Raw genomic sequence first — 22,545 nt, forward strand, 5'->3', positions numbered from 1 at the left:
TCCTGTCGGTCTGTCCTGTCGGTACTCGTCCCGGTCCCGGTCAGGCCACCGTCGACTCGGAGGAGCCGTAGCCGTCGATCTCGCTCAGCCGGTGTTCGACGAACGCGGCCGCCCTTTCCTCCGCCTCCAGCTCGGCGGCGCGCAGGGCGTCGTCCTCGTCCGCCAGACGGTCGGCGGAGGACTCGGTCATCGCGCGGTCGGTGAAGACGAGGGGGCGTTCGGTCTCGGTGATCAGGTGCTTGACCACCTGGACGTTGCCGTTGACGTCCCAGACGGCGATGCCGGGCGTGAGGGTGGGGATGATCTCCACCGCCCAGCGGGGCAGGCCCAGGACACGGCCCGTGGCTCTCGCCTCGTCCGCCTTCTGGGCGTAGATCGTCCGTGTCGAGGCCATCTTGAGGATGGCGGACGCCTCCTTGGCCGCCGCGCCGTCGACGACGTCGGACAGGTGGTGGACGACCGCGACGAAGGACAGGCCGAGCCGTCGGCCGAACTTCAGCAGACGCTGGAACAGCTGGGCCACGAACGGGCTGTTGATGATGTGCCAGGCCTCCTCGACCAGGAAGATGCGCTTCTTCCGGTCGGGGCGGATCCAGGTGTGCTCCAGCCACACGCCGACGATCGCCATCAGAATGGGCATGGCGATGGAGTTGCGGTCGATGTGGGACAGGTCGAAGACGATCAGGGGCGCGTCGAGGTCGATGCCCACGGTGGTGGGGCCGTCGAACATGCCGCGCAGGTCACCGTCGACCAGGCGGTCCAGAACCAGCGCCACGTCCAGGCCCCAGGCCCGTACGTCGTCTATGGCGACGTTCATCGCCTCCGCGGACTCCGGCTCGGGGTGGCGGAGTTGCTCGACGATGTCGGTGAGGACCGGCTGGCGTTCGACGATGGTCTCGTTGACGTAGGCGTGGGCGACCTTGAGGGCGAAGCCGGAGCGTTCGTCCAGGCCGTGGCCCATCGCCACCTCGATGATCGTGCGGAGCAGCGCCAGCTGGCCCGTCGTGGTGATCGAGGGGTCGAGGGGGTTGAGGCGGATGCCCATGTCGAGGGCGGCCGTCGGGTCCAGGCGGATGGGAGTTATTCCCAGCTCCTGCGCGATGAGGTTCCATTCGCCGACGCCGTCCTCGCCCTGGGCGTCGAGGACGACGACCTGGCGGTCGCGGAAGCGGAGTTGGCGCAGGACGTACGTCTTCTCCAGGGCCGACTTGCCGTTGCCGGACTCGCCGAGGACGAGCCAGTGCGGGGCGGGGAGCTGCTGGCCGTAGAGCTGGAAGGGGTCGTAGATGTAGCCCTTCCCCGAGTAGACCTCGCGGCCGATGATCACGCCGGAGTCGCCGAGGCCGGGGGCGGCGGTCGGGAGGTACACGGCCTGGGCCTGGCCCGTGGAGGTGCGCACGGGGAGGCGGGTCGTCTCGACCTTGCCGAAGAGGAAGGACGTGAAGGCGTCCGTGAGGGCGGACATCGGGTCCCGCATCAGTGCTTCACCTCCAAGTGCGGTGGGGCTCCAGGGGTCCTCGGGTGATCCCGCATCGGGGCAGCCCTACCTTCGGATTCCGGTGGCGAACGGGAGCGTGTTGACGAAGGCCCGGTGGTGTTCGCGGTCGCACCACTCCAGCTTGAGGTACGACTTACCGGCCGAGGCCCTTATCGTGCGCTTGTCGCGTGCCAGGGCCTCCGGGGAGCGGGAGGAGACGGTGATCCAGCCGACGAGGTTGACGCCGGCCGCGCCGCTGGCGAGGTCCTCGCCGCGCTGGTCGAGGCGGGAGTGGGAGGCCACGTCACGGGGGTCGACGGTGCGGTTCATCTTGGCGGCGCGGGACGCCTCCGCCTCGTCGTTCGTCTTCTCCGTGAGCATGCGTTCGATGGCGACCTCGGTGGGTTCGAGGTCCATGGTGACGGCGACCGTGCGGATGACGTCCGGGGTGTGGACCAGCAGGGGCGCCAGGAAGTTGACGCCGACCGGAGTCATCGGCCACTCCTTGACCCAGGCCGTGGCGTGGCACCAGGGGGCGCGGGTGGAGGACTCGCGGGTCTTGGCCTGGAGGTAGTCCGGTTCCATCGCGTCGAGTTCGGCCGGCCAGGCGTTGCGCTTGGTCATGGCCTGGATGTGGTCGATGGGGTGGTCCGGGTCGTACATGGAGTGGATGAGGGAGGCGAGGCGGCCCTGCCCGAGCGGCTGCCGTACGCGGATGTCGGCCTCCTGGAGGCGCGAGCAGATGTCGGTCAGTTCGCGGGCCATGACGACGGCGAGGCCGGCGTCCTTGTCGAGCTTGCGGCCCTTGGGACGGGCGGCGCGGGCCATGGCGTGGCCCTCGGCGGCGAGTTCGCGAGAGTAGTGCATGCAGGCGACGAGGTACGCGCGGTGCTGCTCGCTGCTGGTGGAGACCATGGACTGGAGCTGGTCGTACGACTGCTGCAGCCAGCCCGGGGCGCGGTCGTCGCCGCGCTGGGCGACGTCCTTGGCGTGCGCGTCGGGGTCGGCGGGGAGGGTGCGCGCGAGCATCTGCAGCCGGGTGACGAAGCCGTCGCCGTTGGCCACGTGCTTGAGGAGGGTGCCGAAGCGGTCGACGAGGGCTTCCTGGTCCTCGGAGTCGCGCAGGCCCACGCCGGGGCCCTCGATCTCGATGGCGGCGGTGACGGTCCGGCGGTCGGCGTGCAGGAGGACGGCGATCTCGTCGGGGCCGAAGGGCGCGGCCAGCCAGGTGATGCGGCCGATGCCCGGCGGGGGGCCGACCTCGACCTCACGGCCGTCGAGGCGGGTGCCGGCCTCCATGTTGGTGGAGCGGTACGTGGTGCCGCGGCGCAGGCTGCGCTTGTAACTGCGGTTGATCTCGAACCACTTGTAGAAGGTCCGGCGCTTGTACGGCACGTAGACCGCGGCGAGCGCGAGCATCGGGAAGCCGGTGAGCAGGGCGATGCGGGGGACGAGTACGGGGACGAGGAGGCCGGACATCATGCCGAGGAACGCGCCCGCGATGATGAGCGCGATCTCGCCGGACTCGCGGTTCCGGCCGATGATCGCGTTCGGCCGGGCGCGGCCGATCAGATAGGTACGGCGGGGCGTGACCGGATGGGACAGATGGTGGGACTCGGTCGTCAACGCCCTTCACCTCCCGTGCGGTTGCTGTTGCGGGTGTTGCCGGCGTGGGGGGTGTTGACCGGGCTCGTGCGGGGCGGGGGTGCGGCGGAGGGGACAGTTCCGCCGCCTCCGTTCGCGGGGCGCGAGCTGTGGGCTGCCACGCCGCCGGATGCGGGGTTGGCCTGGCGGGGGGTGGTGTTCCCGCCGCCGCCGTTGTTGTCGGCCCGGGAGCTGTGGGTCTTGATGCCCTGGGCGACGAGGCTGGCCGGGGAGCTGATGACGGCGGCGGCCTTGCCTTCGGCGCCGCGCATGATGCGGTTGTTGCGGGAGCCGGCGATCTCGTCACCGAAGCCGGGGACGAAGCGGTAGATCATCGCCGAGGCGAAGATGGCGAGGAGGATGATGGCGAGGCCGGAGACGACGGCGGAGAAGGCGTTGGGGCCGTCGTCCGCGGAGAGTGCTCCCGCGAGGCCCAGGACGATCACGATCACGGGTTTGATGAGGATGACCGCGATCATGATGCCCGCCCAGCGGCGGACGTGGCCCCACAGGTTCTTGTCGACCAGACCGGCGTAGACGACCGTGCCGAGGAGGGCGCCGACGTAGAGCAGGGCGGCGCGGATGACGAGCTCCAGCCAGAGGACGCCGGCGGCGAGGATGGAGACGAGGGAGACGACGATCAGCATGATCGGGCCGCCGCCGATGTCCTCGCCCTTCTTCAGGGCGCCGGAGAAGGTGCCGAAGAAGGTGTCCGTCTGGTCGCCGGTGGCTTGGGCGAGGACGTCGGTGACGCCGTCGGTCGCCGAGACGACGGTGTAGAGGATCAGGGGGGTGAAGGCGGAGGCGAGGACGGTCAGCCAGAGGAAGCCGACGGCTTCCGAGAGGGCCGTGGTGAGGGGGACGCCCCGCACGGCCCGCTTGGCGACCGCGAGCAGCCACAGGACGAGGGTGAGGATCGTCGACGCCGCGAACACGACGGCGTACTGCTGCAGGAACTTGGGGTTCGTGAAGTCGACGTTCGCGGTGTCGTTGACCGCGGCGGAGAGTTTGTCGATGGTCCAGGAGGCGGCGTCCGCGCAGCCTTGGGCGAGGGAGGAGAGGGGGTCGAGGGTGGTGGCTACGTCGTTGGGGAGGGTGCGGGTGTTGCCCCTGTCGCCGGATCCGCGTTCGCAGTAGTCCTGAGCCGGGCCGCGGATCAGGTCACAGGGGTTGTTGCTGTCAGAAGGACTGGGTGTGGGCGTGGGGGCAGCGAAGGCGTGGCTGGCCAGAAGGACCGCGGTGGCCTGAACGGCCGTGACAGCGGCAGCGACCTTGAGCGCGCTGTGCTTAACGGGCATACGTGAACCCTCCGTACTCCTGGACGGCCTTGGTCATGTCCTCGGCGGTGGAGGCCTTCTGGTCCCGCCCGACCGGGACGGGGCCGTCCTTCTGAGTAAAGTCGGTGACCTTCCAGTCGCCGCCGACCCACTGCAGTTCGTACGTGGTCGTGAACCAGCTTTCGGTCACCGGGTTTGTGGAGTCTTCGCCGGACATGCCGAAGAGCGAGGTGTACCAGAGTTCGACAGAGGCGGCGCGGTCGCTGGAGGTGGTGACCTTGGTGCCCACGGGGATGACACGCGAGATGAATGTTTGCCCGCTCGGTGCTGAGCCGTCTTTACTCAGGCCGATGTTGGCCAAGAAGTTCGCGTCGGCGTAGACATCGTCGAGCTTGCCCTGACGGTTGGCCGCGACGTCGGGGGCGTAGACGGCGTTTACGATCTCGTGCCGCCGCTGAGTGTTGAACATGTCAGCCGAGCCCAGCGCAATAGCGTAGTTAGCCGCTGCGCTCTCAGCTCCCTGAGCATTTTGCGCGTAGCCGTTGGGAATCCCTGCGGCCTTCGACTTGACCGGCTGCTCACCGGAAGCGGCCGTCGGCGCAGTCTCAGCCTTGTCGGAGACTCCCGCGCCGTCGCCGTCGCCGCCACGGTTCGCGAAGGCGATGGCGGCGATGAGGAGGACGACGACGCCGACGACGGTGACGAGGCTTCTGGAGGAGGAGCGGGGGCGGCGGGGGGCGCCGCCGTACGGGTCGCCGCCGCCTTCGGGGAGGCGGGTTCGGGTCTGGCCGGTGCCGGCGTATCCCCCGTACGCGTCGTCACCGGAGCGTGAGGACTCGCCGTACCCCTGCTCGTCGCCGAGACTCATGCCGCAGTCGCCCCTTCAACTTCGACGTCGTACCGAAAGGCGTAGCAGTACGACGGTAGCCGCGCTGGTTCCCGCGCGGGCGCGGTGTGGAGACTCGACATCAGGGAAACGCAACCTCAGCCGGTGGGCACGACGGACGGGTGGGGTGGGAGGGGGAACCGGGCGGAGCCGGCGGCCCGGCCGGGACGTGGGCGGGCCGCCGCGCTACACGGCCATGCCGTACACGATGGTGAAGAGCGTGCCCAGGGAGCCGATGATGAAGACGCCGGTGAGGCCGGCGATGATGAGGCCCTTGCCCTGTTCGGCGCTGAAGGTGTCGCGCAGGGCGGTCGCGCCGATGCGCTGTTTGGCCGCGCCCCAGATCGCGATGCCGAGGCACAGGAGGATGGCGACCGCCATCACGACCTCGATCATCACGCGTGCCTCGTTGCCCAGGCTGCCGAAAGGCCCCCAGTCCGGGGCGATTCCGCCGATGATGGTGGTGATGTCGCCCTTGTCGGCCGCAACGAACATGTAAGTCACCGCCCCTAGTGGGTCGTTCCGTTGTCTTCGATGGCTGTGCGGCGCGTCCGCCGGGGCGTCCGCTTCGCACGCCTCCACGCGGGTGCGCAGAGGTCGAGCCCATTCTCGCCGACAATCACGCCGAGGTATGTCGACTTGGCGTCATTGATTGGCGGTTTTCGTACGGATCCCTTGCCGCCGGCCCGTGCGGGCCCCTAACGGGGGGCGCGGAACGGTAAACGAAGGGTCGTATCGTCACTCTGTGTATCACGGCAGGTCACGCCGGGCAACGAGGAGGAAACGGAACCTGTGGTGTGGTTCCGTCGTTATTCCCCTTTCGTGTCGTCTGGGGGCTTGCCCGGCCCCGCTTCTGACGGGGTGTCGGGAGTGTGCGGTCGCTCCGGTGTTCTCCGGAGTCCGAGTGTGCCTGATGTGGACGTAAGGGTCGTGTGTGGGGGTCGGGTGATCGGGCGGGGCCGACGTCAACACCGGGGTGGGCGCACGGCCTTGTCCCGGCGCGGGAGGAGGAGAAGCCGGGTCACCGCGTGGTCGTCCATGTCCGCGTGAACAGTTCGTGCGGAGGGACCGGGCACAGGAGGCGGGGGAACGGGCCGCGCAGGTCGGTCGGGGTGAGGGCTTCGGCTCGGTGGTGGGGCAGTTTGGCGGTTTCCAGGGGGAGGTGGGGGGACTTGAGGTCGGTCCAGGGGCCCGGTACGAACAGGGTGCGTCCCGCTCGGGGGCGCTTGGCCCGCTCCACCGCGCCCGTGGTCAGCAGTTCCGTCTCCGCGGCCCGGTGGCGGGCGGGAGTCCAGTCGTTCCAGCGGCGGATGTTCTGGTCGGTGGGGCGGGCGAGGGTCAGGAGCTGGAGGTACAGCGTCGCGGCCTCGGGGCCGATGCCCAGGGTGCCCGCGGCCTCGGTGACCAGGCCGGGGACGCTCAGGGCCGGGTTCAGCTCGTAGCCGCCCGGCGGTACCGGGGTCGTGGAGACGCGCTCGGTCATCCGGGCGAGCCCGCCCGTGCGCAGCTCCTGGATCGCGTGGACCTCGCCCAGGAGGCGGGGCAGGGCCAGGTCGCCGCACAGGCGCTCGGTCCGTTCCAGCGCTGCCGGGGCGGCCGGACCGGCGAGGGCGGAGGTGTGCAGGAAGACGTCGCCGTGGGGGGCGGAGACCACGAGGAGGCCGTCGTCGTACACGGCGGTCGGTGCGGTGGCGTTCGCCCTCAGGGGCTGGGCGCAGGGCAGTACCGGGCCGGTGTGGGGCGCGAAGCCGGGGGTGCCGGGCGCGGCCGTGGCGAGCGACGGGTGGCGGCCCAGGTGGACGAGGGTGCCGGGGGTGTCCAGCAGGGCCCGCAGTCTGCCGAACAGCCGCACCGCGGGCCCCGCCGAGGGGTCGCCGACCGGGCGCTCGGTGAGGGCCCAGGCCACGACGGTCAGGAGTTCCCGGTCCGGCAGCGCGTAGCCGCCCACGCGGGCGCCCGCGGTGCCGTCGGGTTCCGCCCGGTGCAGCTGGAGGCCGCCGCCGATACCGCCCGCCAGGACGAATCCCGGTGCGCCGAAGGCGGTCCGATCGGCGGGCACCCGCCCGGCGGTGAGGCCGTGCGCCCAGGTGGCGGGGAGGCCCAGGTCCGCTTCCACGGCGTCGGCCAGGGCGTCGTCGACGTACGGGGTGGCGCCGAGCAGGGTGACCCACGCCTCGGCCATGCGCTCCGCGGCCGCGACCGTGCCGCCGTCCTCCCACAGGTCGGCCGGGGCCTCCGGTACACCCGCGGCGAGGACCGCGCGTCGGCCGGCCGGGCCGAGGCGGTGCCACAGGGCGCGGTACTCCTCGATGACCTGCCTGTTCGCCCCGTACGGCTTCGAACGCAGCAGCTTCGTGTCGTCGTCGGACCCCTTGCGCCGGGGGAGACCGGCCAGGACCAGCAGGGCGATCGGGCCGCGCGCCCCCGTGCGCCGGGAGAAGACCTCGACGGCCCGCGCGGGCAGGGGCAGCGGGCCCCGCCGCTCCACCAGGTCCAGCAGCTCGGACAGCCGGGCGGTGTCGTCCCGCTCGACGGTCACCGTGGTGTGGCCGTCGTCCCCCTCGGTGGGGGAGGAGGCCATGGGGCCTGCGGGACCGGGTGACGGAGCCGGGGCCGGGGCCGCCGCCCGCCGGACGAAGCGGGCGGTGCCGCCGCGTTCGCCGGCCGAGGTGACCAGGTCCCCGGCGGAGCGGGACGCGGCGAGCGCCGGCAGCGGTGCGCGGCCGGTGCGCCAGCTGCCTCCCCGTTCGGCGAACGGCTGGCCGCTCCAGGTGCCCAACAGCGCGGCCAGGGCGGTCCGTTCCTCGGCGGAGGTGGTCTCCACCGCGGCCCGCCAGGCCACCGCGTCGATGTGGCCGAGCAGAGCGGGCCAGTCCAGCGGCTCGGCGGGCAGGGCCAGCCGTCGGGTCTCGTCGTCGATCTCGCCCCGCAGATACCGGCCGTCCGCCGCGATCGAGGTGAGCGTCGCGGGCCGGGGGCCGGGCACGGGGGCGCCGTGGGCGCGGAGTTCGGGCAGGAGGCCGTGGAGGGCGGCGGACAGGGCGGTGTCCGGGATCTCGGCCGGCAGGGTCACCACCGGCCCCGACCGCATGATGCGCACGCGCCGGGACAGTGTCGCGCGCCGCCGGAGGACGTCGGCGGCGAGCAGCGTCACCCGCACCACGCCGTCCACGATCCTCGGTTCGGTCACCTCGGGCAGGAGCCGGCCCAGGACGGCGCGTACGGCCGCCTCCGCGGCCCCGGTTCCCTCGGCCGCGCCCGTACGCGCCCCCGGTGTCCCGGCGGTCGCCGCGCCGAGCAGGGCGCGGGCGTCGGTGTCGCGGACCGCGCGGAGCGCCTTGGAGGAGGAGTCGTCGCGCGGGGTGAGGAAGTGCCAGTACGCGGGCGGGGGCAGGGGGCCGACGCTGTGGGGTGAGGGGGTGCGGCCCCGGTGGCGTGCGGTGGCGGGGAAGCCGTGGGACTCCCAGAGCAGGGAGCCGTCGGCGGTGGCGTGCACGCGTACGTGGTGCGGTTCGACCAGGACGGCGTCCTCGCCGCCCTCGGGCGCCCGGAGGATGCCCCAGGGGTGCAGTCCGGGGCGGGTGCTGACGAACCGTCCCTCGCGGCCGTCGACGGTCCGCAGCAGGAAGTCGGTCGGGGAGGGGCCCGCGTACGGCGTGCGGTACTGGACGTGGCAGCCGGTCAGGCGTCCGTCCTGGCCCAGCGGGGACGGCGGGGCGTCCTCGGGCAGGGCGGCCAGCGTGAGCGCGTCCGCGAACACCGCCCGGCCGGGCGCCGGTTCCATGTCGCGGTGGAAGCCGGGCAGCTCGGGGTCGCCGCTGCGGGCGCCCGTCGCGGGGTCGACGCGCTGCCAGTCGCCGCGGAAGACGTCGGCGCTCCAGACCCGCTCGCCGTCGCTCATCTGCAGTTCCCGGCTGCCGATGCCGGACCGGTCGCCCGGCCGGAGCACGCGGTCGCCGTCGTACCGGCCGCCGTCGGGGCTCGCGAACTGGAAGCCGAAGCCGCCGTCGATGAGCCCGTCGTACGGGCGCAGCCCGAGGCGCTGCTCCGGTTCGAACACCTCCTCGGGCCGGTCGGCCCAGCAGGCGTGACTGGCGAAGCCGGTCCGTTTGTCGGTCGTCCAGCTCACCAGGAAGCGGCCGCCCGCGTAGTGCACGCTGTGGCTCGTCGTGCCCTCGGGGAGGTTGAAGGCGCACGCGCCGCGCCGACCGGTGTGGTCCACGGCCACGGCCCGGTCGTCGCCGTAGACGGTCAGCACGGGCCAGGTGGCGGTCACGCCCCGGACGACGCGCCCGGCCCGGCCGTTCCGGTCGGCGGCCTGCGCCCGGCCGTTCCGGTCGCCAACCTCGCCGTGGCCGTCGCGGACGGTGTCCCCGGCTGTGCCTTTCCCGGCGCTCCCGGCTCCGGCACCGTCGGTGGCGCTCCCGGCTCCGCCGGACACGCCGGACACGCCGGTGCTTTCGCCTCCGCCGGACCCGGCGGCGCTCCCGGCGCCGCCACACCCATGAGTGCTCCCGCCTCCGCCGGCCTCGTCGGTGCTCTCACTCCCGTGGGCCCCGTCGGCCCCGTCGGCCCCGTGGGCCTCGTGCGCCCCGTCGGCGCTTCCGGCCCCGTCGGTCGTCGGTTCGGCGGTGAGTTCTGTCAGGGCCTTCTCCAGGGCCGGCCAGCCCAGTTCCTCCGGCAGGCCCGCCGTCAGCGCGCGGGACAGGGGGCCGGTCAGGTCCAGGGTGGCCAGGGCCTCCTCGACGCCGTCCAGGGCGGTGGCCGTCGGGCGGTCGAGGAGGCCGGTCAGTTCGTCCACCGCCTCGTCGGCCGCCGCGATGCCGCCGTGCCGCAGCTCGTCGAGCAGTTTCTCGATCCTGGTGCGCACCTCGGCCGCGATGGCCGCGTTCTCCGGCAGGCGGGTGATGGCCGTGCCGCCGCCGCGCAGCCCGGCGTGGACCGTGCCCTCCAGCCGGGGCCCGAACACCGGGTCGGCCGCGAGGGCGGACAGGTCGCGCCGCGACCGGCCGCCCCAGAAACGCAGCCGGATCGAGTCGCCCGGGTCCTCGACCGCTGCCCCCTCCGCGAGACAGGCGTCCAGCAGATCGGCGTCCAGCTCCGGATGCCCGTAGCGGTCCTCGTGCAGCCGGACGGGCGTCCCCGCCGCGCGCAGCCGGGGCGCGAACAGGGCCACCAGTTCGAACAGTTCGGGTGGTGCCTGCTGCGACGTCACACCGCCGCCCGCCACCCGCGCGTGCTTGTACCTCCGCGCGTACCGCCCCAGCCATCCGGCGACCCCGCCCTCCGGCGTCACCCGCCCGGCCACCACGGCCCGTGCCGCGCCCGAGCGCAGCAGCACCCGCAGCCAGGAGGCCGCGTCGCCCCGCGAGTCCGGGAAGACGTCCACCAGCGTGGCGTACACCTCGTCGTCCTGCGGGAACTCCGCCAGCAGGGCGGCGAGCGCGTCCAGCAGCGCGTCCGGTACGGCCTTCTCCCTCGCCGCGCCCACCACCGCGGCGAGCACCCGCGCGTCCTCGTCCCGGCCGAGCCCCGCCGCCTTCGCGGACGCCCGCACCCTTCCGGCCAGCGTCGCCGGCAGCTCGCCCGGGGACGCCGCCCATGCCGTGAGCACCCGCGTGTACTCCGCGTGCGCCTCGTCCGCGCCGAGCACCGCGGCCAGTCGGCGCTGATGGCCGGTCAATTCCGCGACCGGCAGGGCTCCGCACCCCGCGAGGAGCAGGACGTTCGCCCGGTACCACTCCTCGTCCACCGGCAGCCCGTGCTCGCGCTCCGCCGTGCGCGCCAGTGCGAACGCCTTGCCCGCGTACCGGGCGCTCCAGCCGGTCAGCCGATGGCCCACCATGTCCCAGAACCAAGGCAGATGCGCCGGAGGCAGCCTTCCGGCCCACTGCTCCATGCCGGTCAGGAAACGGCCCGGCTTCTCGTACGCCACCGGGATCCGCGCGCGTACCGCCGCCAGCGCGTCGAGCGCGACGGGTTCGCCGGCCGGGTCGTGCGCTCTGACCCAGTCGATGTACACCGTCGATGTGTGCGGCTGCGTCGGGAGCGGGACGTGGACCTTCATACCGAGATCGTGGCACGCGTGACTGACACCGCCGTCGGCCGACCCGAACGTCGGCCGCCTGTGGTCCGCCACGTCTCCAGCACCTTCTCCTACGCCGTCTCCTGCACCGCCTCCTGCGCCGTCTCCTGCGCCGTGACGACGTTGGTGATCATTCCCCCGGCGGGTGGCCGCCTCTACACTGGCTGACGGCGGACTGGCGCGCGGTGAGGGGCGGTTGACGGTGCGTAAGGCATGGATCGTGGCGATCGCTGCCTGCAGCGTCGGCCTCAGCTTCGTGATGCTGCTGGTCGTGGGCGTCTACATGGTCGCCGGGAACCTCGCGGGCGGCATCGGCGGGAAGTCCGTCTCGCTGGCCAAGGGGGCCGTGCCCGCCGCCTACCAGACCCTCGTGCAGAAGTGGGGCAATCTGTGCGACGCCATCAATCCGGCGTTGCTGGCCGCGCAGCTGTACCAGGAGAGCGGGTTCAACCCGAAGGCGCAGAGCCCCGCCGCCGCGCAGGGGATCGCTCAGTTCATCCCGGGGACCTGGGCCGCGCACGGGGTCGACGGGGACGGGGACGGCGATCGTGACGTCTGGGACCCGAATGACGCGATTCCGTCGGCCGCCTCGTACGACTGCTCCCTCGCGAAGTACGTGAAGGACGTGCCCGGTGATCCGACGGCGAACATGCTCGCTTCCTACAACGCGGGGGCGTACGCCGTCATCAAGTACGGGGGTGTCCCGCCGTACAAGGAGACGCAGAACTACGTCAAGACGATCACCACTTTGTCGGAGAGTTTCGCCGCGCCCACGAGCCGGGTCGATCCCAGCGAGCAGGCGGCCGGGGCCATCGCGTACGCGCAGAAGAAGCTGGGGACGCCGTATCTGTGGGGCGGCACCGGTACCGCTGAGCAGGGCGGACGCTTCGACTGCTCGGGGCTGACGCAGGCGGCGTACGAGAGCGTGGGGATCACGCTGCCGCGGGTCGCGAACGATCAGTACAACGCGGGGCCGCATCCGTCGCGGGACGAGCTGCTGCCCGGGGATCTGGTGTTCTTCTCCGACGACCTCACCAACTCCCGGGCCATTCGGCATGTCGGTATCTATGTCGGGGGCGGATATATGATCGACGCTCCGCGCACGGGAGCCGTCATCCGTTTCGACCCGATTGACACCCCCGACTACTTCGGTGCCACCCGGGTTACCGAAGATGGCGCGAAAGCATTGCCCACAACGGTCTGACAGAGCCGTAATTGTCTGTGAACCCCTGCCCTGAGCTGCAGAGACGTGTCTCTCTTCGATAACGTCTGCGTGATCATTCGGTGGAGGGTGGAACGCATGGAAGGGGAGTGTGCGTTCCTGATTGACGTAGCCCGTTGACGCTCATGCGGAAGCACTACGTACCACGGGGGTGGCAGAGCGCGGCGCACGTAAGGGTGCGGTCGCGAGAACGATGACGAAAGGGCCGCAGCACGATGGCTGGACTCGCCGCGCATGCCGCAATCGCCGCTGAATCCGGATCGAATCCCGACGTCGAGCTGCTCTACGAGATCAACGGCCTCGCCAAGGACGCGCCGACCTGGCTCGACCGGGTGATGGAGTTCGTGGGCGAGTACGGGCTGCTCTTCGCGATGGTGCTGCTGATCCTGTGGTGCTGGTGGGGCGTGCGGAGGCGGGGCGGGGAGGATGCCGCCGCGTCCGTGGCCGCGTTGATGTGGGCGCCGCTCGCCGCCGGGGTCGCCGTGCTGGTGAACGTGCCGATACGCGGGTTCGTGGAGCGGCCCCGGCCCTTCCTCGACCACGAGGGGCTGGAGGTGTTGGTCTCCGGCAAGACCGACTACTCCTTCGTGAGCGATCACGCGACGCTGATCATGGCGATGGCGGTGGGGCTGTTCGTCGCCAACCGGAAGTTCGGCATGGTCGGGCTGGTGATCGGTCTGCTGGGCGGGTTCATCCGCGTGTACATGGGCGTGCACTACCCGACCGACGTGATCGGCGGGTTCGCGCTGGGCACCGCGGTCGTGCTGCTGCTGTCGCCGCTCGCGATGGCTCTGCTCACGCCGTTGATGAAGGCCGTGGAGCGCTCGCCCCGGGTGGGGTGGGTCGTGCGGGCCCGGGGGCGGGACGGGCGGCGTGCGGTGATTCCCGGGGCCCGGGTGGGTGGGGCTTCCGCGGACGCGGAGGAGCGGGATCTGGCTGCCTGAGGGTCCGTGCGGGTGCCGTGTGTGTCCGGGTGCGCCCGGGATGTTCTTCGCCCCCGCCGCCCCTACCCGTCCCATCCTCAAGGGGCTGCGCCCCTTCGACCCCCATCCTCCGCGGGTCCGGTGGGGCTTCTCGCGCAGTTCCCCGCGCCCCTTCAAGGCCCCTCCGGGGCCCTACAGGGCCTGCGGGAAGGTGAAGAAGCGGTTCGGGTCGTACTTCTTCTTCAGGGTGGTCAGCCGGGGGGCCGCGTCCCCGTAGTACGCCTTCTTCCAGTCCGTGAGGGTGGGGTCCGTGTAGTTCTGGTAGGCGGCGCCGGAGGCATGGCGGGCCATGGACTTGTGGGCCTTGTCGAGCCAGGACTGGGCGGTCGCGCCGGAGGTGCCGGACTTCCATGAGGCGAGGTACTGGGCCAGCATCCGGGAGCGGCGGTGGACGAAGGCCGTGGCCGTGGGGGAGACGCGGTTGACCTGGCCGCCCAGCGCGGTCAGGGCGATGCTGCCGGCCCCGCCCTTCACGCCGGTGATCTGGGTCAGCAGGGTCTGGACGCCCGCCGAGGAGATCGAGCGGTCGAAGAAGTCCGAGCGTGCCGCGTACGTCTCGCGGCCCAGCGCGCCCTGCGGGGAGCGGCCCGGGGTGGAGCCGGGCAGGTGGCACTTGGCGTCGGCCGAGAAGGAGCCGCAGCCCGCGTACCCCTCCATGGCGTCCTGGTACGAGCGGCGCCGCAGGGAGACGCTGCGGGCCGGGGTGCCGACGCGGTCGGCCAGCCGGTCGAGGGCGTTCTCCAGGTCGCCGTAGGTACCGAGGGAGAAGGCGGCGACCGCGACGGACGGGCTGCCCCCGTTCTCCAGGTGGCAGGAGGACCAGATCTCGTCGGGCTGTGTCGGGCCCCACTCCTGCCAGGCCCGCACCACGGCGGCGGCCTTGGACCAGGGCCAGGTGAGGTACGCGGTGACGCCCTGGGGGGCGGGGTGGGTCCTGAAGCGGAGTTCGGTGACCACGCCGAAGTTGCCGTTGCCCGCGCCGCGCAGGGCCCAGAAGAGGTCCTTGTTGGTGGTGGCGTTCGCGGTCAGCTGCTTGCCGTCGGCCGTGATCAGCGTGGCCTGGGTGAGGCTGTCGCAGGTCAGGCCGTAGGCGCGGGAGGTGACGCCGTGGCCGCCGCCGAGGGTCAGGCCGGAGACGCCGACCGTCGGGCAGGAGCCGGCGGGGATGGTCACCCCCTTCGCGGCCAGGGCGCGGTAGACGTCGATCAGCTTGGCGCCGGCGCCCACCACGGCCTCGCCCCCGGAGGCGCGGACCTTGTTCAGCTTGGAGACGTCGACGACGAGGCGTCCGTTGCCGGAGGACCAGCCCGCGTAGGAGTGGCCTCCGTTGCGTATGGACACCTTGATGTCGTGGGCCCGGGCGTAGGCGAGGGTCGTACGGATGTCGTCGGCGTGGGCGACGTAGGCGACGGCGGTGGGCTTCAGGGTGTCGAAGCGGGTGTTGTAGAGCTGCCGGGCCGTGGACCATGCCTTGTCGCCGGGGCGGTAGAGGGGGCCGTCGAGGTCGCGGGCGAGGGCGGACCAGTCGGCGGCGGAGATCCTGGACGCGATGCCGGTGCCGGTCGTGGTGGTCGTGCGCAGGGAGGTGTCCGTGGCGCGGCCGGCGGGGGCGGGGTCCGTGCCGGTGCAGGCGGAGGCCGTCAGCGTGGTGAGCGCGGCCGCGCCGCCGCCGATGAACATGCGTCGTTCCATGTGCGTCTCCCGGTGCGCCGCGTGGTGGGTCGTGGAACGAGACGGGGTGGGTGGTGACGGGGTTCCCGGAATCGACCCTGTCTCCCGTGTCTCCCTGTCTTTTCCGGTCCTCGCGGGCCGTGGCCCTTCGGACCACGATTCTGCGACCGCCGTCCCCGGCGGGTTCCGCCGGGGTCCCGGAGCGTCGATGTGAGGGCTCCGTGAGGGTCTCCCGGGGGTTTCGGGCCGTCGCGCGTCGGGACCGTGGCCGGGCCGGGGGCCGCGCGGGGGCGTAGGGCGGCCCCGGATGGGGGATGGTTTCTCTCTGTAGTTGAATGCGTTCGGAGAGTTACAGCGTCTGGGAGTGGTGAGGTCGTGTGGAACGCTGGGGGCCTGTGGGGTGCGCGGCCGGGGGTCGCGGGATCGGAATCCGCGCGTGTTCTTCCCGTGAGCGTTCCGTGACCTCACCGCACTTTCGGCAGGGGTTCACTCGCCGTTCACTTCCGTCCATCGGCGGCTTCACCTGATCTGCCTAATTTCGGCCTTACCCGGTGCGGGATGCGGGCCGAAACCAGGCCGTGCACCCCGTGACGACAGCAGTTCGAGGGACTGACGGCACCGGCCGGGCAGGTCCCGAGGCTGATACGACGACTTCGCACGCCGCCATGTGGACGGCGGCTCCTGGAAGGAACTCCCGAAAGTGAAGCTTCAGCGCACGAACCGCCTGCGCGCCCTTTCTCTCGGTGCTGTCGCCCTCACCGGCGTCCTGACCCTCTCGGCATGCGGGTCCGACGACACCAGTGGCGGCGCGAGCGGCAGCGGCGACACCCCGGCGGCCGCCGGCAAGATCGACTGCGGCGACGCCAAGGGCCAGCTGCTGGCCGACGGCTCCTCCGCGCAGAAGAACGCCATCGACGCCTGGGTGAAGCAGTACCAGGGCACCTGCAAGGACGTCGTGATCAACTACAAGGGCAGCGGCTCGGGCGCGGGCATCACCGCGTTCACCCAGGGCCAGATCGCCTTCGCGGGCTCCGACTCGGCGCTGAAGCCCGAAGAGGTCACGGCCTCCAAGGAGGTCTGCAAGGGCGGTCAGGGCATCGACCTGCCGATGGTCGGCGGTCCGATCGCCGTCGGTTACAACGTCCCGGGTGTCGACAACCTGATCCTGGACGCCAAGACCCTCGCCCTGATCTTCGACAGCAAGATCACCAACTGGAACGACAAGGCCATCAAGGCGCTCAACCCCGACGCCGAGCTGCCCGACCTCAAGATCCAGGCCTTCCACCGCTCGGACGAGTCCGGCACCACGGACAACTTCACCAAGTACCTGATCGCCGCGGCCCCCGACAACTGGAAGTACGAGGGCGGCAAGGCCTGGCAGGCCAAGGGCGGCCAGTCCGCGCAGGGCTCCTCCGGTGTCGCGCAGGGCGTGAAGGAGACCAAGGGCGCGATCTCCTACATGGAGCTCTCCTACGCCAAGGACGGCATCAGCACGGTCGACGTCAAGACCGGCGCCGCCACCCCGGTGAAGGCCACCGTGGAGAACGCCACGAAGGCCATCTCCGAGGCCCAGGTCGTGGGCACCGGCAAGGACCTCGCGCTGAAGCTGAACTACACGCCGACCGCCGAGGGCGCCTACCCGATCACCCTCGTCACGTACGAGATCGTCTGCGACAAGGGCAACAAGGCGGACACCCTGACCGCCACGAAGTCCTTCCTCACCTACATCGCGTCCGAGGACGGCCAGGCGCTGCTCTCCGAGGCCGGGTACGCCCCGATGCCCGAGGAGATCATCACCAAGGTCCGTTCGACCATCTCGGAACTGAGCTGACCCGAGTGCGGTCCGGTCCCCTCGGGACCGGACCGCACCGTCCGGTGCACCGCCGCCAGGAGTCCTCCGCCAGCGCGGGTGGCTCCGCCCCGAGCCGCCGCCCGTACCGCGCCGGCTCCGCAGACCGGAGAACCTGATGGACATATCGACCAAAGACACTCCCGCTCCCCCCACCCCACCGACTTCCGCGTCCGCCGAACCGCAGCGCGTCGAGCGTGGCGTCACCCGCCTCGGTGACCGGGTCTTCCTCGGCCTGTCCCGCGGGTCCGGCGTCTTCCTGCTGGTGCTCATGGCGGCCATCGCCGTGTTCCTCAGCTACCGGGCCGCGCTCGCGATCAGCAAGGACGAGGCCAACTTCTTCACGACCTTCGAGTGGAACCCCACCGCGGTCCCGCCGGTCTTCGGCATCGCGGTGCTGGCGTTCGGCACCATCGTCTCGTCGGTCATCGCGATGGCCATCGCGGTCCCGGTCGCGGTCGGCATCGCCCTCTTCATCACGCACTACGCCCCGCGCAGGCTGGGCGGCCCGATCGCGTACGTGATCGACCTGCTCGCCGCCGTGCCGTCCATCGTGTACGGCCTGTGGGGCATCCTGGTCCTCGTACCGCAGCTCGACGGGCTCTACGGCTGGCTGAACGACTACCTCGGCTGGACCGGCATCCTCGAATGGCAGGGCGGCGCCCCCCGTTCGATGCTGACCGTCGGCATCCTGCTCGCGATCATGATCCTGCCGATCATCACCAACGTGAGCCGCGAGGTGTTCCGCCAGGTCCCGCGGATGCACGAGGAGGCCGCGCTGGCCCTCGGTGCCACCCGCTGGGAGGTCATCCGCATGGCGGTGCTGCCCTTCGGCCGCTCCGGCGTCATCTCCGCCTCGATGCTCGGTCTCGGCCGCGCGCTCGGCGAGACCATGGCCGTGGCGATGGTCCTGTCGTCCAGCTTCGAGATCAACCTCAGCCTGCTCGACCCGGGCGGCGGCACCTTCGCCCAGAACATCGCCAGCAAGTTCAGCGAGGCCACCGAGATGGGCCGGGACGCCCTGATCGCCTCCGGTCTGGTCCTGTTCGTCATCACCCTGCTGGTCAACGGCGCGGCCCGGCTGATCATCGCCCGCCGCAAGGAGTTCTCGGGGGCCAACGCATGAGCAACGCCACTCTCACCCCGAAGGGCCCGAGCACGCTGCGGGCCGCGTCGCTGCCCAAGTGGTTCGCCTGGGCGGTCGCCGCGGGCTCCGTCGCCCTGGGCCTCGGCATCAGCGCGCTGGCCGGCCTGGAGAGCTCCATCCAGTGGGCCCTGATCGCGGGCATCCTCTTCGTCCTCGGCTCGTACGGCATCGCCGCGCGCGTCGAGGGCAAGCGGCAGGCCAAGGACCGGGTCGCGACCAGCCTCGTGTGGGTCGCGTTCCTGCTCGCGGTGATCCCGCTGGTCTCCCTCATCTGGGAGACCATCAGCCGCGGTGTGAAGGTCCTCGACGTCTACTTCCTCACCCACTCGATGGGTGTGGTCGCCACCACGGAGCCCGGCGGCGGTATCTACCACGCCATCCTCGGCACCCTGGAGCAGGTGGGCATCGCCGCCGTCATCTCCGTGCCGATCGGTGTGCTGACCGCGATCTACCTGGTCGAGTACGGCCGGGGCCGGCTCGCCAAGGCCGTCACCTTCTTCGTCGACGTCATGACGGGCATCCCGTCGATCGTCGCGGGTCTGTTCATCCTCAGCACCTGGATCCTGATCCTCGGGATGGGCCCCTCCGGGTTCGCCGGCGCGATGGCGCTGACCATCCTGATGCTGCCGGTCGTGGTCCGCTCCACCGAGGAGATGCTGAAGCTCGTCCCGAACGAGCTGCGCGAGGCGTCGCTGGCGCTGGGCGTGCCGAAGTGGCGCACCATCCTCAAAATCGTGCTGCCGACCGCCATCGGTGGTATCACGACAGGTGTGATGCTCGCGGTCGCCCGTATCGCCGGTGAGACCGCTCCGGTCCTGCTGCTGGTGTGGGGCTCGAACTACATCAACGCGAACCCCTTCACCGACCCGCAGGCGTCGCTGCCGATGTACATCTATCTGCAGTTCCAGCAGAGCGGCGGCTCCGGAGCGGCGTACGACCGTGCCTGGGCGGCGTCGCTGACGCTGATCGCCTTCATCATGATCCTGAACCTGGCGGCCCGCGGCATCGCCCGTTGGAAGGCCCCACGATGACGAGGACAACGCGCGGCCGTACCGCGCGGCCGGTCGCTGACGCGGCCACCCAGCGACCAGTTCCCCCGCGAAAGAAGCAGTGATCTCCATGGCCAAGCGAATCGACGTCAGCGGCCTCAACGCCTACTACAGCTCGTTCCGGGCCATCGAGGACATCTCGATGGCCATCGAGCCCCGCACGGTGACGGCCTTCATCGGCCCCTCCGGCTGCGGCAAGTCCACGTTCCTGCGCACCCTGAACCGGATGCACGAGGTCACGCCGGGCGGCCGGGTCGAGGGCAAGGTCATGCTCGACGACGAGAACCTGTACGGCGCCGGGGTCGACCCGGTCTCCGTGCGGCGTGAGGTCGGCATGGTCTTCCAGCGTCCGAACCCGTTCCCCACGATGTCGATCTACGACAACGTGGCGGCGGGCCTGAAGCTGGTCGGCGGCAAGAAGAAGTCCGAGCTGGACGAGATCGTCGAGAAGTCCCTCAAGGGCGCGAACCTCTGGAACGAGGTCAAGGACCGGCTGAACAAGCCGGGCTCCGGCCTCTCCGGCGGCCAGCAGCAGCGGCTGTGCATCGCCCGCGCGATCGCGGTCGAGCCGAAGGTGCTGCTCATGGACGAGCCGTGCTCCGCGCTCGACCCGATCTCGACGCTCGCCATCGAGGACCTCATCGGTGAGCTGAAGGAGCGCTTCACGATCGTCATCGTGACGCACAACATGCAGCAGGCGGCGCGTGTCTCCGACCGTACGGCGTTCTTCAACCTCGCGGCGGTCGGGCAGCCCGGCAAGCTGATCGAGATAGACGACACGGAGCGGATCTTCTCCAACCCGTCCGTGCAGGCCACGGAGGACTACATCTCCGGGCGCTTCGGCTAGGCCGCCGTCCGCGAAGGACCCCTCGTGGTGCTGCATGGCGGTGCCGCCGCGAGGTAGGTGAAGGGCCCGCCCCCGGTCTTCCCGGGGGCGGGCCCTGCGCCGTTCTCGGGGGCGTGCGGCCCTACAGGAACGCCAGGTTCACGATCCAGAAGCTCGCGGCGGCGACCAGGGCCGCGGCCGGCATCGTGATGAACCAGCCGAGGATGATGTTCTTGGCCACGCCCCAGCGGACGGCGTTGATGCGCTTGGTGGCGCCCACACCCATGATCGCCGAGGTGATGATGTGGGTGGTGGAGATGGGGGCCTTGAAGATGAAGGCCGTGACGAACATGATCGACGCGCCGGTGGTCTCGGCGGCGAAGCCCTGCGGCGGGTCGAGTTCGATGATCTTGCGGCCCAGGGTGCGCATGATGCGCCAGCCGCCCGCGTACGTGCCGAGGGAGAGCATGACCGCGCAGACGATCTTCACCCAGACCGGGATGGGGTCGCCGTAGTCCTCGACGTCCGCGATGACCAGCGCCATCACGACGATGCCCATCGTCTTCTGGGCGTCCTGCAGACCGTGGCCGAGGGCCATGCCGGCCGCCGACACGGTCTGCGCGATCCGGAAACCGCGCTTGGCCTTGTGCGGGTTGGCGCGGCGGAAGATCCACATGATCGCCGCCATCACCAGGTAACCGGCGACCAGGCCGACCACCGGTGAGACGAACATCGGGATGACGACCTTTTCCAGGACGCCGGACCAGTAGACGGTCGTACCGCCGGCGAGCGCCGCGCCCACCATGCCGCCGAACAGGGCGTGGGAGGAGGACGAGGGCAGGCCGAAGTACCAGGTGACGAGGTTCCAGGTGATCGCGCCGACCAGGGCCGCGAAGAGGATGCCCATCCCCTTGGAGCCCTCGGGCGTGGAGATCAGGCCCTCGCTGACCGTCTTGGCGACACCGCTGCCGAGGAACGCGCCGACGAGGTTCATCACCGCGGCCATGGCGAGGGCCGCGCGGGGCGTCAGCGCGCGGGTCGACACCGAGGTCGCGATCGCGTTCGCGGAGTCGTGGAAGCCGTTGGTGTACGTGAAGAAGAGCGCGACCCCGATGGTCACGACCAGAGCGAAGGTGTCCATGAAGGGTTCAGGACTCCTTGACGGCGATGGTCTCCACCGTGTTCGCCACGTGCTCGAACGCGTCCGCCGCCTCCTCCAGCACGTCCACGATCTGCTTGAGTTTCAGCACCTCGATGGCTTCGTACTTGCCGTTGAAGAGCATGGCCAGCAGTTTCCGGTGGATCTGGTCGGCCTGGTTCTCCAGACGGTTGACCTCGATCCAGTACTCCGTGAGGTTGGCCATGGTCCGCAGGTTCGGCATCGCCTCCGCGGTCAGCTCGGCGGCCCGCGCCAGCACCTCGATCTGCTGCTCCACGCCCTTGGGCAGGTCCTCGACGTTGTAGAGGACGACCAGGTCGACGGCCTCCTCCATGAAGTCCATGATGTCGTCGAGGGAGGACGCGAGGTTGTAGATGTCCTCGCGGTCGAACGGCGTGATGAACGAGGAGTTCAGCTGGTGGAAGATCGCGTGTGTGGCGTCGTCACCGGCGTGTTCGGCGGCCCGCATACGCTCTGCGATCTCGGCCCGGCCGGCGGTGTCCGCCCCGAGCAGTTCCATGAGGAGCTTCGAGCCCGTGACGATGTTGTCCGCGGATGCGGCGAACATGTCATAGAAGCTCGTCTCCCTGGGGGTCAGACGAAAGCGCACGTGGGGTCCTCGGTATGCATGGGTTTCGGTCAGGCTGATGCTAGGTGCATCATCCGGCCACGGCTAATGGGCCGTCCACCAGTGTCGCCCATCAGGCAGATCGGTCGGCACGGGGGCTGCCCGCAGGGCGTATACCCGCCAAAGTTCGCTACCATATACCCGGTAGGGGTATATGTCTGGAGGCTGCGATGACGACCACAGGGGCCGGCGCGGGAGCGCCCTCGGCCGTAGACGGTGTGGAGCAGGGTGTCGTGACCGACCACGACCGTGGAATCCACGGGTACCACCATCAGAAGGCCGAGCACCTGAAGCGTCTGCGGCGCATCGAGGGACAGATCCGTGGGCTCCAGCGGATGGTCGACGAGGACGTCTACTGCATCGACATACTGACCCAGGTCTCCGCCTCCACCAAGGCCCTGCAGTCCTTCGCGCTGCAGCTTCTGGAGGAGCACCTGCGGCACTGCGTCGCCGACGCGGCCCTCAAGGGCGGCGCCGAGATCGACGCGAAGGTCGAGGAGGCCACGAAGGCGATCGGCCGGCTGCTGCGGACCTGAGCGCCGGGGGAGTCCGGAGGGGTGTCGCCCGGGGTCGCTTTTCGGCCACCGGGGGGCGATCGTCGGGGCGGGGTCACGGTGTCCCGCCGGACGGTGCCGCCGCGTG

Annotated in this window: 17 protein-coding genes; 8 read left to right on the top strand and 9 right to left on the bottom strand. The window is 70.8% G+C overall.

Features of this window, described 5'->3' with window-relative positions; genetic code table 11:
* Positions 1-40 precede the first annotated feature (40 nt).
* From PYR72_RS26330 to PYR72_RS26355, 6 genes are all read right to left on the bottom strand, one after another.
* The gene (locus PYR72_RS26330) at positions 41-1,477 is read right to left on the bottom strand and encodes an ATP-binding protein (RefSeq protein ID WP_275457601.1); all 1,437 of its coding nucleotides are present in this window, start codon (positions 1,475-1,477) and stop codon (positions 41-43) included.
* 66 nt (positions 1,478-1,543) lie between these two features.
* Complete coding sequence (locus PYR72_RS26335; protein ID WP_275457602.1) at positions 1,544-3,103, bottom strand: SCO6880 family protein; 1,560 nt, start codon at positions 3,101-3,103, stop codon at positions 1,544-1,546.
* Complete coding sequence (locus PYR72_RS26340; RefSeq protein WP_275457603.1) at positions 3,100-4,419, bottom strand: hypothetical protein; 1,320 nt, start codon at positions 4,417-4,419, stop codon at positions 3,100-3,102. The genes PYR72_RS26335 and PYR72_RS26340 overlap by 4 nt, the downstream gene beginning before the upstream one ends.
* Positions 4,409-5,266, bottom strand: coding sequence for a hypothetical protein (locus tag PYR72_RS26345; protein ID WP_275457604.1), 858 nt, complete (start codon positions 5,264-5,266; stop codon positions 4,409-4,411). The genes PYR72_RS26340 and PYR72_RS26345 overlap by 11 nt, the downstream gene beginning before the upstream one ends.
* Positions 5,267-5,470: 204 nt before the next feature.
* A complete protein-coding gene (locus PYR72_RS26350) occupies positions 5,471-5,779 on the bottom strand; it encodes a hypothetical protein (RefSeq protein ID WP_013002563.1) in 309 nt (102 codons plus the stop codon).
* Between the two features lie 526 nt (positions 5,780-6,305).
* Entirely contained in the window at positions 6,306-11,351 is a 5,046-nt protein-coding gene (locus PYR72_RS26355; protein ID WP_275457605.1) for a hypothetical protein, read from the bottom strand.
* Between the two features lie 18 nt (positions 11,352-11,369).
* Between PYR72_RS26355 and PYR72_RS26360 the strand changes: the two genes are divergently transcribed.
* From PYR72_RS26360 to PYR72_RS26370, 3 genes are all read left to right on the top strand, one after another.
* The gene (locus PYR72_RS26360) at positions 11,370-11,537 is read left to right on the top strand and encodes a hypothetical protein (protein WP_275457606.1); all 168 of its coding nucleotides are present in this window, start codon (positions 11,370-11,372) and stop codon (positions 11,535-11,537) included.
* Between the two features lie 28 nt (positions 11,538-11,565).
* Positions 11,566-12,573, top strand: coding sequence for a bifunctional lytic transglycosylase/C40 family peptidase (locus PYR72_RS26365; RefSeq protein WP_275457607.1), 1,008 nt, complete (start codon positions 11,566-11,568; stop codon positions 12,571-12,573).
* 233 nt (positions 12,574-12,806) lie between these two features.
* On the top strand, positions 12,807-13,535 hold the full coding sequence (locus tag PYR72_RS26370) for a phosphatase PAP2 family protein (RefSeq protein ID WP_275457608.1): 729 nt from the start codon (positions 12,807-12,809) through the stop codon (positions 13,533-13,535).
* 171 nt (positions 13,536-13,706) lie between these two features.
* Here PYR72_RS26370 and PYR72_RS26375 read toward each other — a convergent pair whose 3' ends face one another.
* Positions 13,707-15,266 (bottom strand): FAD-binding oxidoreductase, encoded by a 1,560-nt coding sequence (locus tag PYR72_RS26375; RefSeq protein ID WP_275457609.1) that lies wholly within the window; start codon positions 15,264-15,266, stop codon positions 13,707-13,709.
* Between the two features lie 679 nt (positions 15,267-15,945).
* Here PYR72_RS26375 and pstS point away from each other — a divergent pair.
* The 4 genes from pstS (at position 15,946) to pstB (ending at position 20,137) form a co-directional block, all read left to right on the top strand.
* Positions 15,946-17,076, top strand: coding sequence for a phosphate ABC transporter substrate-binding protein PstS (gene pstS, locus PYR72_RS26380; RefSeq protein WP_275457610.1), 1,131 nt, complete (start codon positions 15,946-15,948; stop codon positions 17,074-17,076).
* Between the two features lie 136 nt (positions 17,077-17,212).
* On the top strand, positions 17,213-18,220 hold the full coding sequence (gene pstC / locus PYR72_RS26385; protein ID WP_275457611.1) for a phosphate ABC transporter permease subunit PstC: 1,008 nt from the start codon (positions 17,213-17,215) through the stop codon (positions 18,218-18,220).
* Positions 18,217-19,272, top strand: coding sequence for a phosphate ABC transporter permease PstA (gene pstA / locus PYR72_RS26390; RefSeq protein ID WP_275457612.1), 1,056 nt, complete (start codon positions 18,217-18,219; stop codon positions 19,270-19,272). Before pstC ends, pstA begins: the two co-directional genes overlap by 4 nt.
* An 88-nt stretch (positions 19,273-19,360) precedes the next feature.
* The gene (pstB, locus tag PYR72_RS26395; protein ID WP_037726303.1) at positions 19,361-20,137 is read left to right on the top strand and encodes a phosphate ABC transporter ATP-binding protein PstB; all 777 of its coding nucleotides are present in this window, start codon (positions 19,361-19,363) and stop codon (positions 20,135-20,137) included.
* A 121-nt stretch (positions 20,138-20,258) separates the two neighbouring features.
* On the opposite strand, the gene PYR72_RS26400 is transcribed toward pstB, so the two are convergent.
* A complete protein-coding gene (locus PYR72_RS26400) occupies positions 20,259-21,257 on the bottom strand; it encodes an inorganic phosphate transporter (protein WP_059084245.1) in 999 nt (332 codons plus the stop codon).
* Between the two features lie 7 nt (positions 21,258-21,264).
* On the bottom strand, positions 21,265-21,885 hold the full coding sequence (locus PYR72_RS26405; protein ID WP_013002574.1) for a DUF47 family protein: 621 nt from the start codon (positions 21,883-21,885) through the stop codon (positions 21,265-21,267).
* A 188-nt stretch (positions 21,886-22,073) separates the two neighbouring features.
* Here PYR72_RS26405 and PYR72_RS26410 point away from each other — a divergent pair, with 188 nt between their 5' ends.
* On the top strand, positions 22,074-22,439 hold the full coding sequence (locus PYR72_RS26410) for a metal-sensitive transcriptional regulator (protein WP_013002575.1): 366 nt from the start codon (positions 22,074-22,076) through the stop codon (positions 22,437-22,439).
* Positions 22,440-22,545 lie beyond the last annotated feature (106 nt).

This window comes from Streptomyces sp. VNUA24 (assembly GCF_029167005.1).
In the GTDB taxonomy this organism is placed as follows: domain Bacteria; phylum Actinomycetota; class Actinomycetes; order Streptomycetales; family Streptomycetaceae; genus Streptomyces; species Streptomyces scabiei.

Excerpts from the sequence above, each read along its gene's own strand:
- PYR72_RS26370 (WP_275457608.1), top strand. The coding sequence starts at position 12,807 with ATGGCTGGACTCGCCGCGCATGCCGCAATCGCCGCTGAATCCGGATCG.
- PYR72_RS26350 (WP_013002563.1), bottom strand. The coding sequence starts at position 5,779 with ATGTTCGTTGCGGCCGACAAGGGCGACATCACCACCATCATCGGCGGA.
- PYR72_RS26345 (WP_275457604.1), bottom strand. The coding sequence starts at position 5,266 with ATGAGTCTCGGCGACGAGCAGGGGTACGGCGAGTCCTCACGCTCCGGT.
- PYR72_RS26330 (WP_275457601.1), bottom strand. The coding sequence starts at position 1,477 with ATGCGGGACCCGATGTCCGCCCTCACGGACGCCTTCACGTCCTTCCTC.
- pstA (WP_275457612.1), top strand. The coding sequence starts at position 18,217 with ATGAGCAACGCCACTCTCACCCCGAAGGGCCCGAGCACGCTGCGGGCC.
- PYR72_RS26410 (WP_013002575.1), top strand. The coding sequence starts at position 22,074 with ATGACGACCACAGGGGCCGGCGCGGGAGCGCCCTCGGCCGTAGACGGT.
- pstC (WP_275457611.1), top strand. The coding sequence starts at position 17,213 with ATGGACATATCGACCAAAGACACTCCCGCTCCCCCCACCCCACCGACT.
- PYR72_RS26400 (WP_059084245.1), bottom strand. The coding sequence starts at position 21,257 with ATGGACACCTTCGCTCTGGTCGTGACCATCGGGGTCGCGCTCTTCTTC.
- PYR72_RS26375 (WP_275457609.1), bottom strand. The coding sequence starts at position 15,266 with ATGGAACGACGCATGTTCATCGGCGGCGGCGCGGCCGCGCTCACCACG.
- PYR72_RS26340 (WP_275457603.1), bottom strand. The coding sequence starts at position 4,419 with ATGCCCGTTAAGCACAGCGCGCTCAAGGTCGCTGCCGCTGTCACGGCC.
- PYR72_RS26355 (WP_275457605.1), bottom strand. The coding sequence starts at position 11,351 with ATGAAGGTCCACGTCCCGCTCCCGACGCAGCCGCACACATCGACGGTG.
- pstB (WP_037726303.1), top strand. The coding sequence starts at position 19,361 with ATGGCCAAGCGAATCGACGTCAGCGGCCTCAACGCCTACTACAGCTCG.